Annotated in this window: 14 protein-coding genes; 8 read left to right on the top strand and 6 right to left on the bottom strand. The window is 52.4% G+C overall.

The window, feature by feature from the left end:
* Window positions 1-12: 12 nt before the first annotated feature.
* The 5 genes from CRP01_RS15390 to CRP01_RS15370 all read left to right on the top strand — a co-directional run bounded on the left by CRP01_RS15390 (window position 13) and on the right by CRP01_RS15370 (window position 5,775).
* On the top strand, window positions 13-1,602 hold the full coding sequence (locus tag CRP01_RS15390) for a WD40 repeat domain-containing protein (RefSeq protein WP_099150946.1): 1,590 nt from the start codon (window positions 13-15) through the stop codon (window positions 1,600-1,602).
* A 61-nt stretch (window positions 1,603-1,663) separates the two neighbouring features.
* Window positions 1,664-2,233 carry a hypothetical protein gene (locus CRP01_RS15385; RefSeq protein WP_143473396.1) on the top strand — a complete coding sequence of 190 codons (570 nt, stop codon included), beginning with the start codon at window positions 1,664-1,666 and terminating at the stop codon, window positions 2,231-2,233.
* A 5-nt stretch (window positions 2,234-2,238) separates the two neighbouring features.
* Complete coding sequence (locus tag CRP01_RS15380) at window positions 2,239-2,940, top strand: hypothetical protein (protein WP_099150944.1); 702 nt, start codon at window positions 2,239-2,241, stop codon at window positions 2,938-2,940.
* 159 nt (window positions 2,941-3,099) lie between these two features.
* A complete protein-coding gene (locus CRP01_RS15375; RefSeq protein WP_099150943.1) occupies window positions 3,100-4,560 on the top strand; it encodes a hypothetical protein in 1,461 nt (486 codons plus the stop codon).
* A 162-nt stretch (window positions 4,561-4,722) separates the two neighbouring features.
* Window positions 4,723-5,775, top strand: a complete 1,053-nt coding sequence (locus tag CRP01_RS15370) for a hypothetical protein (protein ID WP_099150942.1) — start codon at window positions 4,723-4,725, stop codon at window positions 5,773-5,775.
* Window positions 5,776-5,799: 24 nt separating this feature from the next.
* Here the strand turns inward: CRP01_RS15370 and CRP01_RS15365 are convergent, their stop codons facing one another.
* Window positions 5,800-8,682 carry a hypothetical protein gene (locus CRP01_RS15365; protein ID WP_099150941.1) on the bottom strand — a complete coding sequence of 961 codons (2,883 nt, stop codon included), beginning with the start codon at window positions 8,680-8,682 and terminating at the stop codon, window positions 5,800-5,802.
* Between the two features lie 249 nt (window positions 8,683-8,931).
* Here CRP01_RS15365 and moeB point away from each other — a divergent pair, with 249 nt between their 5' ends.
* Window positions 8,932-10,047, top strand: a complete 1,116-nt coding sequence (gene moeB, locus CRP01_RS15360) for a molybdopterin-synthase adenylyltransferase MoeB (RefSeq protein ID WP_185154562.1) — start codon at window positions 8,932-8,934, stop codon at window positions 10,045-10,047.
* A gap of 6 nt (window positions 10,048-10,053) precedes the next feature.
* Here the strand turns inward: moeB and CRP01_RS15355 are convergent, their stop codons facing one another.
* Window positions 10,054-11,058 carry a long-chain-fatty-acid--protein ligase gene (locus CRP01_RS15355; RefSeq protein WP_099150939.1) on the bottom strand — a complete coding sequence of 335 codons (1,005 nt, stop codon included), beginning with the start codon at window positions 11,056-11,058 and terminating at the stop codon, window positions 10,054-10,056.
* Between the two features lie 50 nt (window positions 11,059-11,108).
* Between CRP01_RS15355 and CRP01_RS15350 the strand changes: the two genes are divergently transcribed.
* Window positions 11,109-11,618 (top strand): hypothetical protein, encoded by a 510-nt coding sequence (locus CRP01_RS15350; RefSeq protein WP_099150938.1) that lies wholly within the window; start codon window positions 11,109-11,111, stop codon window positions 11,616-11,618.
* A 58-nt stretch (window positions 11,619-11,676) separates the two neighbouring features.
* Here CRP01_RS15350 and hemF read toward each other — a convergent pair whose 3' ends face one another.
* Together hemF and CRP01_RS15340 are read right to left on the bottom strand one after the other, a co-directional pair.
* Window positions 11,677-12,579: an oxygen-dependent coproporphyrinogen oxidase gene (gene hemF, locus CRP01_RS15345; RefSeq protein WP_099150937.1), complete on the bottom strand. Its 903-nt coding sequence runs from the start codon at window positions 12,577-12,579 to the stop codon at window positions 11,677-11,679.
* Window positions 12,576-12,926: an arsenate reductase family protein gene (locus tag CRP01_RS15340; protein ID WP_099150936.1), complete on the bottom strand. Its 351-nt coding sequence runs from the start codon at window positions 12,924-12,926 to the stop codon at window positions 12,576-12,578. Before CRP01_RS15340 ends, hemF begins: the two co-directional genes overlap by 4 nt.
* A 127-nt stretch (window positions 12,927-13,053) precedes the next feature.
* Between CRP01_RS15340 and CRP01_RS15335 the strand changes: the two genes are divergently transcribed.
* On the top strand, window positions 13,054-13,917 hold the full coding sequence (locus CRP01_RS15335; RefSeq protein ID WP_099150935.1) for a nucleoside phosphorylase: 864 nt from the start codon (window positions 13,054-13,056) through the stop codon (window positions 13,915-13,917).
* An 82-nt stretch (window positions 13,918-13,999) separates the two neighbouring features.
* Here the strand turns inward: CRP01_RS15335 and fsa are convergent, their stop codons facing one another.
* Together fsa and CRP01_RS15325 are read right to left on the bottom strand one after the other, a co-directional pair.
* Complete coding sequence (fsa, locus tag CRP01_RS15330; RefSeq protein WP_099150934.1) at window positions 14,000-14,656, bottom strand: fructose-6-phosphate aldolase; 657 nt, start codon at window positions 14,654-14,656, stop codon at window positions 14,000-14,002.
* 75 nt (window positions 14,657-14,731) lie between these two features.
* Complete coding sequence (locus CRP01_RS15325; protein ID WP_099150933.1) at window positions 14,732-16,069, bottom strand: dihydroorotase; 1,338 nt, start codon at window positions 16,067-16,069, stop codon at window positions 14,732-14,734.
* Window positions 16,070-16,116 lie beyond the last annotated feature (47 nt).

The raw sequence follows: 16,116 nt of genomic DNA, 5'->3' as shown, positions 1-16,116 counted from the left end.
AAAACCGGAAGCATGCGCTACGAACTTTCCCACGACTCTTTAGCCCGCCAGATCCTGGATCGCGTATCCGGAGAGGCCAAGGCCCGCCGGCAGGCGGAGTTGCTGGTCGCTCGTGCCCATAAGCGTTATCTGGACAAAAAGATCCTGCTGAATCAGGAAGACCTGGATGAGATCCGCCCGCACGAAAAAGCCATAAATTTCAGTCCGGGCGAGCAGCAACTGATCCGCGAAAGTAAAGCGGCACTGGCCCGTGCCGCCCGGCGCAAGCGGCAGATCGTAATCGGGGTAATTAGTATACTCAGCGTATTTCTCCTGATCGCACTCTGGCAGTGGCAGCGTTCGGTGGCCAGCACCAGGGCTCTGAAGGCGAAGGTATCCTACGAAAACGGCTGGGTGACGCAGGCCTTTAGGCACGCGCAATCCGCCCAAAACATCCTCGTTGTAGATCAAGATACCCGGGGAACGATCCGGGAGGTCTTACAGGATATCTACCAATCCGGTTTACAATATGATCTTTTGCACGATCAGCCGATTAAGGGCCTGGACATCAACCCGCAGGAGGAGTACATTCTAAGCATTACCGCGGGAACGAACGCCTATGTCTGGGACTTCCAGGGAAAATTACGTTACCTCATAGAACATCCCGAATCCCCCCGAAAAGCGCGTTTCCTTCCCTGGGGCGGCTCCCGGGAACTATTGACCATAGCCGGGAACACGGCCTATCTCTGGAACGGTGGAGGCGGTCAGGAATGGCGTTATGAAATGTCCGGTCCGATACTGGACTTCGACTTCAGCATACCGAATAAAACGATCCTGCTGCAAACGGAAAATGATTTTATCCTACTGGATGAAAGGGGCAAAGCCTGGAATTTTGCACTACCACCCGCTCCCCTGATCCGGGCCTCGATTTCGCCCAATGGGAATGAGCTTTTGCTGGTGTGGCCCGATTCGGTTAGTAGTCTGCCTTTGTCTTTTGCCGAACTGGGAAAGCCAAAAAAACGATTTACCATCCCCGGTCCGGTCCGGGATGCCCAATATATTGCTTCGGATCAGATCCAGATGCAGGTGCTGGTTGGTTTCCCCGATAGTACCCACCTGGTATTCGACATATCCGGGAAAGTAGATACTTTCTCCTTTTACAAATACCTCAACCAGGAACTCGCCCGTTTTCCTCCGGTCGAGCGCTTTGCTTTTTCGGCTCCGGGAAGCACCAGCCCGATTACCCTATTCCAGACCGATAGCGTGAGCATCCGCTTCTGGTCGGCCTACCGGAAGACAAAAGATGGACAGCGGGCCGGCATCATCGATTTTTACACCCGCTACGATCTTGCGATCCTGAATACTACATTTAGCCCTTCCGGTCGTTACTTATTAACCGCATCCGCCGACGGCCGGGTAGATATCTGGGAAATAGAAGGTGCTGTCAAGGAGCGTTACCGGCGATTCCGGGCTCAGATCCGGCTGGCGCAATTCGCCCGGGACGACGCCTATCTGATCACTTCCGCCGGAGACCGTACGGTCAAAGTCTGGCGGTTGAATGAACTGAAGGACCGAAACGCAGAGGAGGTTATTGAATTCTACGAGGAACGATTGGCGCGTTGAGGCGGTTGTTTTTGGCAATACCCTTATTGATCACCTAAACCTTAAAACAAACTCATCAGTTATGCGATCTGTAAACTTGTCTACCTCCACTACCCTGCTGAACCGGATCGTGGGTTCTTTATTGATCCTTCTGACCACGCTGACGCTCAGCGCCCAATCCGGGTCGGCCGAGATCCGGATTATCGATATAACGGATCCGCAGACGGTCAAGGTTACGACTACGGCTGTTGAGGGAAATCCGATGATAATGGCGGGCAATAAGATCCGTTTCTATACCAAAGAGCAGTTTGAATTGATGCTCAAATTCGAATGCCAACTGGATGGGAAAACGATCACTCCCGCCAATATGGAAAAAGCACAGTACCAATTGAAGATCGATAAACACGATGAGCACTATAAGATCGAAAGTATAGATGCTTCGGCCAAACACGCCGGTGAGGTTTTGGTCAAAGGCTCCGTTACCGACAAACAAACCCTGACGGGCCAATTTAAGGTCCTGCTCAGCGACGCTTCGGGTAAAACGGTTATGGAGTTCCCTTTCTCTTTTCTAATTTTGCCTAAAACACAAAACCCCTCATCGTCAACTACTTATTTGGAATACAAAGACAGCATACCGATTGCAAAATATTAATGCTTATGAAACTCAGCAGAATACATACGATCTTAAGCTCCGGCCCGAACCGGGTGCGAATTTTCCGGATCACAGTATTCGTTGCCGGTCTTTTGCTGACCACCCATGTAAGCGGACAGAATATAGATATCGAGCCCTGGTTTTCATCGGAGATTGAAGTAGTTGACTCGCTGGACCCGCAAAAGGTAATCTGCAACGCCTACCGGCTGGGCAGTACGGTAATCTACGATTCGCCCCAGTTCCTGCGGTTGTATCCCGATCAGTATTATCACCTGAAATTCCGCTTCCGGCTGTTCAACGGGCTGCAGGAGATCGATCACCTCAATTACCGCGATCAGCAATATCAACTCGAGATTAAGCCCTCCAATCCGCATCATTTTAAGATCAATGCCATTTCGCCGCAAGCGAACGGGATCTCGGTATACGGCGTATCAACCGCCAAGACCGGCGACCTGGCGGCCTTTGAAGTTCGCCTGATCGATCCGGGTGGACAACTGGCCGGGAACGGCAACTTTGATCTGGTCATTCCTACCCAGGATCTTGATGTATTTTATCCCAATTATATGAATCGTTTGCCGCCGGACCAATTGGAGTTACTACAGGATTTCATACTGGAAGATCCACAGATCAGGATGGAAAAATTCCAGTTCAACTCCGATATTCAGCTGAAAAATATCCGGGCCGGACAACTCAAAGGAAACAATTGACGATCGCGCTCCCAAATCACGCTTTCTCCGGATAAATACGTAACTTCCATAGGCAAAACCGAAACCAAGCTGATTTTCAGGGTATTAATTGGTGACTTTGTTGTTGATCGGCATCACTAATACCTGCCGGATCAGTTGTAAACTTTAATTAACCCTGTTATGAAAACCAAAGTAATTAATCGAATACCGGTCTGCCGGATCGCCCTGTTTTTCCTGTTGATGTTTAGTCTGCAAATGGCGGCCGTGGCCCAGGAACTGGAGCAGTTGATCAGTTCCAAAGTAGAAATCATCGACCAGCAGGATCGTCAGTTCCTGGATTGCAATACTTACCGCTTCGGCGATGAAGTCCTCTACGATAATCCCAATCTCATCCGGCTTTACGAGAATGAAGCCTACCGCTTTGATCTCAACTTTTCGTACTTCGCCGGGAATTCGGTGATCAATCCCCGGAATTACCTGGATAAATTCTATTCGGTGAAGATCCCGGAATCCGTGCGGGAGAACTACCGCATCACCGCCATTACCCCGAAAGGAGATAATGTTTCCATCTACGCCATCGCGACGGGCCAGGCGGGGAATCAGGATACTTTTCGCATTCAGCTTTTTGACGATAAGGCCGAATTGCTGGCGGACGCCATTTACCCCTTCCAGGTGAGAGAGGATGTTCCGGGTGCAACCGAAACAGCCTTCCTACCGATGAAAATGGAATACAAACCGATCTTTGTGCGCTTTGAGGACGTCAACAATCCCAATAACCGGATTGAACGACAACTTCTCCCCTTCTCACCGGATACGATCAATCTGGATGCCAGAGAAGCCTTTAATTTTATTACCGAGATCGAAGAGGAAGTGCAACTCGGCAGTCAGTCCTATGTGCTGGTTGCCAATCACGAAAACAACTACGGTTATCAGGTGAGCTTCGAATGGCAGGGAAAAAGCCTGCGGGATAAACCCGCCAGCAAAAATGGTATGAAAGCCTATTTAACGACCGTTCCCGGCCGGGATCGCCCCACAGCGCCGACATTGGACCTTACGGCCATCATGGCGTCCGACCTGAAAATGTCGGGTCTGGATCGTCAGGGCAAACGCATTCAACAGGAATTCATCTTCGTGGAACCGAATACCAAACTCAACAAAGTCTACCAGACGGATTACATCCGAAAACATCCCGAGCTGATCCGCGAGCGAAAGGATCCTAAAAATACGGAGATCCTAATCCACAAGTACCTACCGGCCATGCAGTACCATTTTAAGGAAGCCAACAAAAATGTGCTGCAGTACTACCAGGTTAATCCGCAGAAAGCGAAGATCTACCAAAAGTCGAATACCCAGGTTCAACCGACCAATAAAGCAAAAGTCATCACGGCCAAGCCCGGCAAGGAAAAATACTCAGTAGTCGAATCCAAAGAGAAAATGAAGGTGGCCTCCCCCAATGTTGTCCGCGTAAACCCGACCAAGACCACTACTGTCCAGAGAAACAATGAGGTATTGGTGGCAAAACCCGTGCCGGTCAATCCACCACCAAAGGGCGATTATTATACCATAGCCATAAAGGTGAGTCGGGAAACCGAAGTGATGTCGCACCGCACTTACCTGCTGACGTTCCGGATCATCAATTAGGTAAAAACCAGGATATTTGTGTAATGGCAAGAATTCCACGGCCGGGTACGACCGTGGAATTTTTGATTTTGGCCGGATAGTTTTAATTTGTCCGATCAGAGTTGATCTCACTGAAAAAAATAGTAGCAAGCGTACCGCATCGCAGCACCAAATACACCGTACATGAAAGGAAATATTCCTTCCAGGAAAAAGCAGTTGATCCCCCCGAGTTCAGACCTCGAAGAATACCTGGCCCACTATAACCGGCACGTGGAACTTCCGCTGCATTACGAGGACCTCACCCAGTACGAATCCAGTCTGCCGCTACTGGATCAGAACGGTGAAGATACGCTTTGGGAGACGGTGTATTACGGCGAATACGATCGCCAGGCGATCTTTCTGGCACTTACCCAGATCTATTCGCTACTGAAAACGGACGGGGATACGGACGTCATCAAACACCTGACCGTGGCCCGGATCGATTTCTGTACCTTCGGCAATACCAAACCGTTCCGCATCCGGATCATCAACCGGCTGAATGATAACTACGACCATTTCTACATCAAAAAAGCGGACGCTTCCCGGATCTATGGTCTGGAACTGGAGGACCTGCTTTCCCCGAACCGGGTAATTTTCCTCATCGATGGAGATACGCTCATCGAAGAACACGTTGCGGGTATTCCCGGTGATGATTTCATGAAAGAACATCTGGAAACCAGCACTTTCAATCAGATCCGGATCGCAAAAGAGTTTATCAAGTTCAACGAGCGCTGTTTCGTTCGCCTGCTCGGCGACATGCGTTCCTATAACTACGTGGTGGATATTACGCCGGATATCGAAGGGTCTCAATACCGCTTGCGGGCTATTGATTTCGATCAGCAATCGTACGAAGGGAGGAAAAGTTTCTACCTGCCCCAATACTTCAAGGAGAACAATCCCATAATCTTTATGGGGATCCAGCACATGCGCCCCAAGACGGTGACGCAGTACCAACTGGAAGAACGCAGTCTGATCGCCGCCCGGGTGAAAACCTCGCCGATCCGGTTCCGTACCTTATTCCAGGTAATGATCAAGGATCGCCTTTCCTCCGATGAAAAGGTAGCCCAGCTCAAAGAGGAGTTGTCCTATCACCACAAGACCAACACTTTTGACCACTGCCAGACAATGGGCGATATCGTACTCGCCAATATCAAACTCCTGCTCGCTAAGGATTTCAAGCAGAGTATTATGATCTAAGCGGTAAGTGGTGTCTCAGCGCCATTACTTGAGCGGATCAGCACTGTAATTGACATCTCCAAATTTTATGCCCAGGAAGTCGATATTGGTTTCTTCGAATAACAATTTGAAATTTATACTACGCGGTATCCTTTCCTGCAGGGGCCGTTCCGGATCCTCAAATTCAAAATCCGCCGGTATAAACCGCCACGAATCGGGATTGTCGGCAAACTGATCGGACAAGCCCAGGATCACCCGGCGGGCCGCAATAATATCCAGGGTAGATACATTACCGGAATTATTGACGTCGGCGGCGATCACCAGATAAGGGTCCGTCAGATAGTTGAGGCCTAATATATGCCGGCTCATCCGAATGATATCCAGTACCGATACGCCGTTGCCGGGATTGATATTTTTCCTTACTTCCAGTTCGTAATCCGTATCCAGCGGTACACCTTCAAAAAGGTACCGACCGTCCGTACCGGTAACGGTCCGTAGGGTATCGGGTCCGTTCAGGCTGACCTGCACCAGAGCGATTCCCTGATCCGCCTGGTTGACGATCCGTCCCTCCAGTCTGCCCAGTGGCTGGCAGCCGATGCCTTCGGAGGCAATCACGAAACTGACCGTACATTTGCTCCGGTTGTTGTTGACATCCGTTGCCCAGATGCTGACCTCGCGGACGCCCAGCGAATCACAGTCAAAGATGCGCTCGGAAAGTCCGGTATCGGCGAACGTCAGCGAAAAATCATCACAGGCATCACTCACCGAAGCGATGAAGTCTTCCGGGCTCAGCACCAGTTGCTGATCTTCTCCGATATAGAATTCCAACTCTTCGCCACAAAGAAGTTCCGGCGGTGTACAGCCCACCACTACCAATGGATACCGTCCGTTGGTGGTATTGCCGCAGGGGTCCGTCACGGTTACGTAGATCTCGTGTTCACCGATGGGATAATCTCCCTCCAGGGTGAAGCCGTCCGGGCCCAGTACGATCTGGCCGAAAGTGTCGTTGACAAAGGCGCCGCCGTCCTGGCTGAAGCGATGACTGATATTCAGTACGTCGCTACAGTTATCGGCCACTATGATGGGGTAACTGACCTCACCCAGGCAGTCCCCGTCCGTATCACAGGCCGGAGATGCGGGATCAAAACTGATCGTCGGCGCTTCCTCATCGATGAAGCGGACCAGTTGGCTGACCCGCAATACGGCGTGATCCGGATGATCCTGCAGCGCCCACTCCCGGTACAGGTCGCTGGTACCGCAGGCATTGGTCGAATCGCGGACCAGGTACTGGATATTCTGCGGACAATTGTCCTGGAAAACCGGCGCCTGGTATTGCGCACTGGCAAATATATTACGATCCGTTCCGCAATCTACCTCAATAACTTCCGGTGGCACCGACACGATCTGCGCCGGCAAGGGGTCATGGGTGACAACCGTAGTGGTACAATCGTTGAAATTTCCGTTACAGTCCCAGGCCCGCAGTATCGCCTGTCGCGGCTCGGTCTGACAGTAGATGTCAATTCTTTCCCGAAAAGAGATGATCGGCTCGTCCACCCATTTAATCTCCATTTTATCCAGGCAGCAATTGTCCCGGGTACCTTCATCGATCATGAAGGGTTCGAGGCGGCCGACGCCGTTCAAACTGAGGCTGACGGTCACTCGCTGGTCACAGAGCAGGATGGGCACATCCGTGTCGACCACGCGCACCAGGGCCGAGATCTCGCTTTTATTGCCACAGGCATCTTCCACTTCGTAATAGATCTGGTGGGGTCCTCCCAGGGTCAGACCCGGGAATGGGATATAGCCGCCTTCGGAGCCGTCAACCCCATTGACGTATTCCAGCTCGCCGACGGCCGAAAAGATCCGGATGGTCACTTCGTTGCATTCGTCAAAAACGTTGGGAGCGGGGATAAAGCCGACCGCAGAACATTTGGCCAGTCCGTTATCTTCCGGTCGCAGGGTAGCCGGTAGGTCCTGAATAATGGGTTCGATCACCGGCGCCGTTTGATCGATCACCCGAATGAGCTGCACATTGCCGTTGCCGGCGCCGTCTACCGTAAAGACCTGATTGCCGCAGGCATCCAGCACCGTCCATTCCCGGAGGATGACGAAGCTGTTTTCGGGATCTCCGCAGAGTGCGATCCGCCGGTCCTGATGAGTGTAAATGAGTCCGCAGCGAGGATTATCGACGAGGCTCGGGATGCCGGCCCGATCCTTGCTTGCCTCAATGATCAGCGGATCGTTCCGGTATTCGGTACAGGTGAATTCCATATCGGTCGGGAAGCGCATATCCTGGGCCGTAGCCCGGACGATATCGATATGCTGCGTATCCACAGCCGTAAACCCCTGTTCATCGGTAGCCGTCCAGATGCGCAGGATCTCCACTTTGGGATTGCCGCAGAGCGTCTCCGTCCATTCGTCGGTATAGTTCACCGTTACCGGAGTACAATCCGAAGCGGTGGCCGTACCGGTAAGGGACGGATCGGGTTGCTCGGTACAGGCCAGCACGGCATCATCCGGCAATTGCAGCACCGGAGGACTCAGATCGTACACGCTGATCTGACTGCTGCAACTGAAATTGCTTAGATTATGACGAACTTCGGCATCGATGGTCTGTCCGGCGTAGATCCCGGGAATGGTATCACCGAGGCTAAGGCCGGAAGGAGCGAATAACTCCACGGTATACTCTTCCGGGTTGAAATCACCGAGTAATAAATTGGTGGGTTTAATGTGGGCGTAGCATAAATTCGGGTTGAGGGTTATATTTACAGCACCACGGCAACTGGGCTCGAAAGCGCCGGTAGCCGGCACCTCTACCGTTTTAAAACTGGTGAAAGTTGATAAGACGGTAGCGGACAGCAGAAAACTGCTGATCAGTTTTTGGGATCGGTTTTTGGCAGCAGTGCTACCAAATGGGATTAAACACATGGAGGGTGATTGTGTATAACTACATTATTCGACGATTAAGGTTGAAAAGATAAAAGGTAGGATAAACGGCAGGCGCTTCGTATACCAACAAACGAAGGACGATTGGTTTTGGGACCATGATCACGAGATTAAGGATGACTAAATGCCCGGTAAAGATAATCTATTCCGGTAAAACGATAAAGACTTATAAACGTTTTAACTTATCCGGCGGGTCGGTATCCGGTTCGCTTCCTAAACGAACGATTGAGCATGACGGACTTTTCGAAAGAAGAATTGAAACGCTACGCCCGGCATTTCGCTATCCCGGATTTTGGTACGGCGGGCCAGGCCCGCCTGAAGGCAGGACGGGTACTCGTAATTGGCGCCGGAGGACTCGGAAGCCCGGTTTTACTCTATCTGGCCGCTGCCGGAGTGGGCAAGATCGGGATCGTGGATTTCGATCAGGTGGACCTCACCAATCTGCAACGGCAGGTACTCTACACCACGGCGGACATCGGTAAATTAAAGGTGGAAGTCGCCAAAAAGCGTCTGCTGGCCATCAACCCACACCTCGATATCCGTACCTATCCGGTGGCGCTCACCCGGGATAATGTCATGGAGCTGTTCGCGGAATACGATATCATTGCCGACGGTACCGACAATTTCCCGACCCGTTATCTGGTCAATGATGCCTGTGTGCTGAGTGGTAAGGTCAACGTTTATGCGTCCATATTCCGCTTTGAAGGACAGGTTTCCGTTTTTAATCTCCCGCATGAAGACGGCAGCCGGGGGCATAATTACCGCGACCTCTATCCGACCCCACCTCCACCCGATATGGTCCCGAATTGTGCGGAAGGCGGGGTGCTCGGGGTTTTACCCGGCATTATCGGGAGTTTGCAGGCCAGCGAAGTGATCAAGATCCTCAGCGGCTTCGGCGATCCCCTCAGCGGCCGACTGTTCCTGTTCGACGCTGCGGCTTTCACCAGCCGGGTGATGAAGTTCCCGAAAGATCCCAATACCCGGATTACCGAGCTGGTGGATTACGATGCATTCTGCGGACTACCGGCTACTACCCGCATGGAACTGCCGGAGATGACCATCGAGGCCTTTACAGAACTACAAGGGGGTGATAAAGCATTCCAGTTGGTCGATGTCCGGGAAGCCTACGAATACGAAGCCGATAATCTGGGCGGGCACCACATCCCACTCGGAGAACTGGCGGCCAGACTGGGCGAACTGGATCCGGGCCGGATGACCGTTGTCCACTGTCAGAGCGGACAACGCAGCGCCAAAGCGGTACAACTTATGCAGGAACACGGATTTAAGGACATTTACAATCTTGCCGGCGGGATCAATGCCTGGAATCAGCAGCAGCAGTCTGCCTAGATGGAGCTATACATCCGCCAGCAACAGATTACAGCCCCGCAGATCACTCGCATCCAGTCGGCCGAGAATCTCAAAGCTGCCGTCTTTATAAACCCGCCCCAGGTCATCGGTAGCGATAAAGCTGATCGTATCCAGATTGGCCAGATCGATGATATTGACCGCCCCCGTCTTTCCCAAATCCTGCGGGGCCAGCGGATCGGTAATCTCGCGAGTCATCACCCGCATGGTCGGAGTCGGATGGAACAATCCCCCTCCCAGGGAATAGGCCTGGGACAACAATTCCGTCATACCGTATTCGGAATGTACGGCCTCCACCCGGAAGGCCGTTTTAAAAATGCCGTGCAATTCTTCCCGGGTGATTTCGCGGCGGCGGCCCTTCATACCTCCGGTTTCCATGATGATGGTGCCGCTGAGGTCCATCGGATACTGTTCGGCTAGATCCCAGAGGGCAAAGCTGACCCCGATCAGCAGGACCGGAATTCCTTTTTCGCGGCAATGGCGGAGTTGTCGAACCAGCGCGTCGTAATCCTTCAGGAAAAAACCGCTTTCCGGATAGCGGGAACGCTGTATAAAATCATCGGCCATAAAGACCAGGGAAGAGCCGGTCCGCTCGAGATAAGCCGGCAACAGCGCCAGCACGCAATAATCTTCCAACGCGCCGTAGAAGTATTCAAAACCACGCCGGGCGTTGCGGCGGTACCAGTCATCTTCACGCAGCAGATGTCGACTGGTCTGCCGGCCGGTCGTACCACTGGAAGTAAACGTTCGCACGGCATCCCAGGCACCACTCTGCAGCGCAAAAGACTTAAACAACTGGATGGGTAAAAAAGGGATATCCGATAGCTCCTTTGGAGCGGCGGGATCGACATTCAGATAACGCAGGTAATCGGCGTATACCCGGTTGTGGGTGGCCTGGTAGCGGAAGACCTCCAGAGCAATTTCCCGGAAATCGCCCGCGGGAAGTGCTTCGATTTTGTCAAGTAGCTGTCGGCGGTGTTTTTCCTCATGCATGGAGTAAACTAAATCGCTTATATTACCGTTTGAATGAAAAGAGACTTTCTATGAGCCAAAGCTTAAAATATATTGCCGTTCTGGTGGTAGCCCTTATCACAGTTACCTGCGTTAAACCTCCCGATTATCCGGATGAGCCGGTCATTACTTCCGTAAGCGTAAATCAGACTTCCATTCCGCAGGCCAGCACCAATGGCCCCATCGATACCCTGGTGATCACTATCGGTTTTACCGATGGCGACGGTGACCTGAGTGACGATGAAACGGAACCCAATATCGTACTGGTAGACAGCCGCGACAGTACCATTATTCCCAACCGGATCCCTTCGATCAATGAGCAAGGTACGGAAAACGGTATTCGCGGTGAGATCAGGATCCTGATCCCTAACAAGACCGGTGGTAGTAAAGGCATCTGCTGCATTTTCCCCGACCGGAGGATCTGTGCGGTAGACCCGCAGTATCCCATCAATACCTACCATTACAGTATCCGGATCAAGGACCGGGCCGGCAACTGGAGTAACGAGGTCGAAACGCCAGATATCACCATTCTCTGTCAGTAAGGCTTACCGATGCCGGGTATCCAAATGCCATTGATACCCGGCATCGAATCTTTCCCACCTACACCCAATCTATTCCTTTTTTCAAGTATGCCAGGGTTTCGGCTTCCGCAGAACCCTCCTCTACCTGATGATCGTAGATCCACCGGGCTATCGGCGGCATACTCATCAGTATGGATTCGGTACGCCCGTCGGTGTCCAGACCGAACTTGGTTCCTTTATCCCACACGAGATTAAACTCTACGTAACGCCCCCGACGGACTCCCTGCCACTGCAATTCCCGCTCTCCGTAGGGCTCGGCTTTGTGGCACTTGAGCAACTCCGTGTAGGTGGGCGCAAAGATATTTCCGACCGCCAGGACGTAATCAAATAGTTCTGCTTTAGTCAGTCCCCGGCTCTGCTCGTTCAGTCGATCGAAAAAGATCCCTCCGATCCCACGGGTTTCTGACCGGTGCCGGAGATAGAAATAATCGTCCGCCCATTTTTTAAACTCGGGATAAAAATCAGCGTGGTGCGCATCACAGACCTGCTTCAATTGCCCGTGGAAGTAAGCAGCATCCCCGGGTACAACGTAATGCGGGGTCAGGTCGATCCCGCCACCGAACCACCAGGTACCGTTACTCATTTCGAAGTAACGAACATTCATATGGATAATGGGCACCATCGGGCTTTTCGGGTGCAGTACGATCGAAACGCCGGTAGCAAAAAAATCGGCCTGGTCCAGTTGCAGGGCCATACTGATCTTTTCGGGCATCGCTCCGTGCACGGCGGAAAAATTCACCCCGCCTTTTTCAATATGTGCTCCCTCGATCACGCGGGCACGGCCGCCTCCGCCTCCGGGACGCTCCCAGGCATCCTCCCGGAACCTACCGCTACCGTCCGCGGCTTCCAGCTGGCGGCAAATGTCATCCTGCAACGCCCGAAAACGCGCGGCGATTTGCGTTTTGTCCAAAGTATCAATCATCCCAATTTTGCTTTAGCGGCGGCTACGGTCTTTTTGGCATTTCCGACAAAGGCTTCTCCGTCGATAATAACTACCGGCCGTTTCAGAAAAGTGTATTCATTCAGAATGTGCCGGCGGTAGTCCGCTTCGCTCAGGTGCTGCTCGTTCAGGCCCATGCTCCGGTACTTCATCGCCCGACGATTGAACAAAGCTTCGTAGGAGCCAAGCTGCTCTTTCAGCCGATCCAACTCTTCGGCGCTGATGTGTGTTTCCTTAATATCCTGCAGTTCAAAACCCTCGCCGTTGTTGAGTTCACCGATGATCCGCTGGCAGGTGTTGCAGGTAGACAAATGAAAGATCTTATTCATAAAAGTATATCCGCTTATAAAGCCTGAGTAAATAATACATTCCGACCGGAACGTCGGAATTCTTCCGGTTCCGGAAAAGCCAAAAGTAAGTCATATCTTACTCCGCCTAATCACATAAAAGTAAAAAATGTCCACACTTTCACCATCCGAACTCGTACTCAATCCCGATGGTAGTATATATCACCTGCATCTCCGTCCCGAGCATCTGGCCGACACCATCATTACGGTGGGTGATCCCGACCGGGTCCCCAAGGTTTCGCAATATTTCGATGAGCTGGAATTCAGCACGCAAAAACGGGAATTCGTCACCCACACCGGCCGGATCGGCAACAAAAGGCTGACGGTACTCTCAACCGGTATCGGTCCCGACAATATCGACATCGTATTGAATGAGCTGGACGCGCTGGCCAATATTGATCTGGAAAACCGCACCATCCGATCCAAAAAAAGGCAGCTAAATTTCATTCGGGTCGGCACGACCGGCGGGCTCCAGGCCGACCATCCGGTAGGTACGCTGGTAAGTTCATCCCACACCATCGGGATGGACAATCTCCTGCATTTCTACGATTACACTCCGGAGGCGGAGGCCCGCGAACTGCTCACGGCATTTACCGGACAGTTTCCGGAGCTTCCGGTGCCCGTTTACGCCGGCAAAGCCAATCCGGACTTACTAAACAGCGTAACCGGCAACTGGGCCCAGGGCATTACCATCACTTTTCCGGGTTTTTACGCTCCCCAGGGCCGGTCTCTGCGACTGGCGAGCCGGATCAGTCCCGAATTGCTCGATTCCTTTGCGGACTTTTCCTTCCGGGGCACACGCATCACCAATTTCGAAATGGAGACTTCCGCCCTGCTCTGTCTGGCCGGCATGCTGGGCCACCGGGCGATCTCGTGCAGCGTGATCCTGGCCAACCGCCACGACGGCACCTTCAGCCAGGATTCGGCCGGTGATGTGGATCGGCTCATCCGTACCGTCCTGGAGCAATTGTAGTTACACACCGCCCTAAACATAAAAAGGGATCAGCCCGAAAGCTGACCCCTCCTTTCTTGGTATGTATGTGATAGCCTCTTGGCTAAGAATTTCCTTTTTTGTAATCAGCCAGGAATTTTTCCAGACCGATGTCCGTGAGCGGGTGTTTCAGCAACCCGGTGATCGCATCCAGCGGACAGGTAACCACATCCGCTCCGGCCATTGCCGCGTCGACAATGTGCTTGGAACTGCGGATGGAAGCCGCCAGAATCTCCGTATCGTACCCCTGGATGGCGTAGATCTCAGCGATCTGCCGGATCAGGTCCATGCCTTCCCAGCTGATATCGTCAATACGACCTACGAAAGGAGACAAATAGGTTGCTCCGGCCTTAGCGGCCAGGATCGCCTGACCGGCGGAGAATACCAGCGTACAGTTGGTACGGATACCCTGCTCGGTGAAATAGCTGATGGCTTTCACGCCTTCTTTGATCATCGGCACCTTCACCACGATATTGGGGGCAATATCCGCCAGGCGTTCGCCTTCCTCCACAATACCGTCGAAATCCGTAGAGATCACTTCCGCGCTCACATCACCGTCAACGATATCGGCGATCTTACGGTAGTGGTCGATGATATTGTCCGTGCCGGTGATCCCTTCTTTGGCCATCAGAGAAGGGTTAGTGGTCACCCCATCCAGAATACCTAGATCACGTGCTTCTTTAATTTGTTCAATGCTTGCTGTATCGATAAAAAACTTCATGTTCGAATTTCCTTTTGCAGTTGGTTTACAAACTTCAAATTTTACGTGGGCCAAAGGTAAGCATTATCGTAGGGATTATCTACTAAAGGCCAGCCTTTCCCCCATTTTGTCTTCATTAAAGCGATCATCCCGGAAGGCCAGATGGCCGCTCACCATTGTGGCTTCCACTTTGCCTTTGAAATTATGTCCTTCGAAGGGAGACCAGCCGCACTTGTAGTGGATATTGGATTTGTCCACCGTCCAGCTTTTCTCGGGATCCAGCAAAATGATATCGGCCCAGTAGCCTTCGTCCAGATAGCCCCTGCGGTCCATTTCAAAGCAGATAGCCGGAGCGTGGCTCATCTTTTCTACGATGCGTTCCAGACTGATCATACCCCGCTGGTGGAATTCCAGCATGACGTTCAGTGTATGCTGTACCAGCGGCACTCCGGAGGGCGCATCGAAGTACTTGCCCTGCTTTTCTTCCCAGGTATGGGGAGCGTGATCCGTAGCGATGATATCGAGTCGGTTGTCCAGTAAAGCGGGGAAAAGCGCCTCCTGATTATGAGCATCTTTTACGGCCGGATTGCACTTGATCTGGCTGCCGAGCTTAGCGTACTGATCACTGTTGAAATACAAATGGTGGACGCAGACCTCCGCGGTGATTCGCTTTTCCGCCAGCGGAATATCATTGCGGAACAGGTCCAGTTCTTTGGCCGTGGAAATGTGCAGGATGTGCAGGCGGGTATTGTATTTCCGGGCCAGGTCTACCGCAAAAGAGGAAGATCGGTAACAACCTTCCACGTTGCGGATGAGCGGGTGCGCCTCCATCGGCACATCCTCTCCGTAACGCTCCCGGAATTTGGCGACGTTCTCCCGAATGGTGGCTTCGTCCTCACAGTGCGTGGCGATCAGCATGGGTACCTGAGAAAAGAGCCCTTCCAGAGTCTTGGCGTCGTCTACCAGCATGTTGCCGGTACTCGAGCCCATGAAGACCTTGACCCCACAGACCGTTTTAGGGTCCGTGCGCAGCACCTGCTCCAGATTATCGTTGCCGGCTCCCATAAAAAAGGAGTAATTCGCCAGGGCGGTAGCCGCCCCGATCCGGTATTTATCCTCCAATAGTTCCTGGGTCAGCGCCGGTGGTTTGGTATTGGGCATTTCCATAAAGGAAGTCACCCCGCCGGCCACCGCCGCTCTGGATTCGGTAAAAATATTGGCCTTGTGGGTGAGGCCCGGTTCGCGAAAATGGACCTGATCGTCGATGATCCCCGGCAGCAGCAATTTGCCCTCCGCGTCGATCTCTTCGGCGCCGGATGCTTCGATCACACCACCGACCTTTTCGATAAATCCGTTTTTCACCAGGAGGTCCCCTCCGGTGATCTCTCCCCGGTTGACGATCCGGCCATTCTTAAAAAGAAAAGTTTTTGACATTGATTTTTTCGTTGTGCGGTGAAAATAAGGTTTTTTAACTTTGCACT

The organism is Flavilitoribacter nigricans DSM 23189 = NBRC 102662 (assembly GCF_002646595.1).
Classification (GTDB): domain Bacteria; phylum Bacteroidota; class Bacteroidia; order Chitinophagales; family Saprospiraceae; genus Flavilitoribacter; species Flavilitoribacter nigricans.
This window is presented reverse-complemented; position numbering and strand designations above follow the sequence as displayed.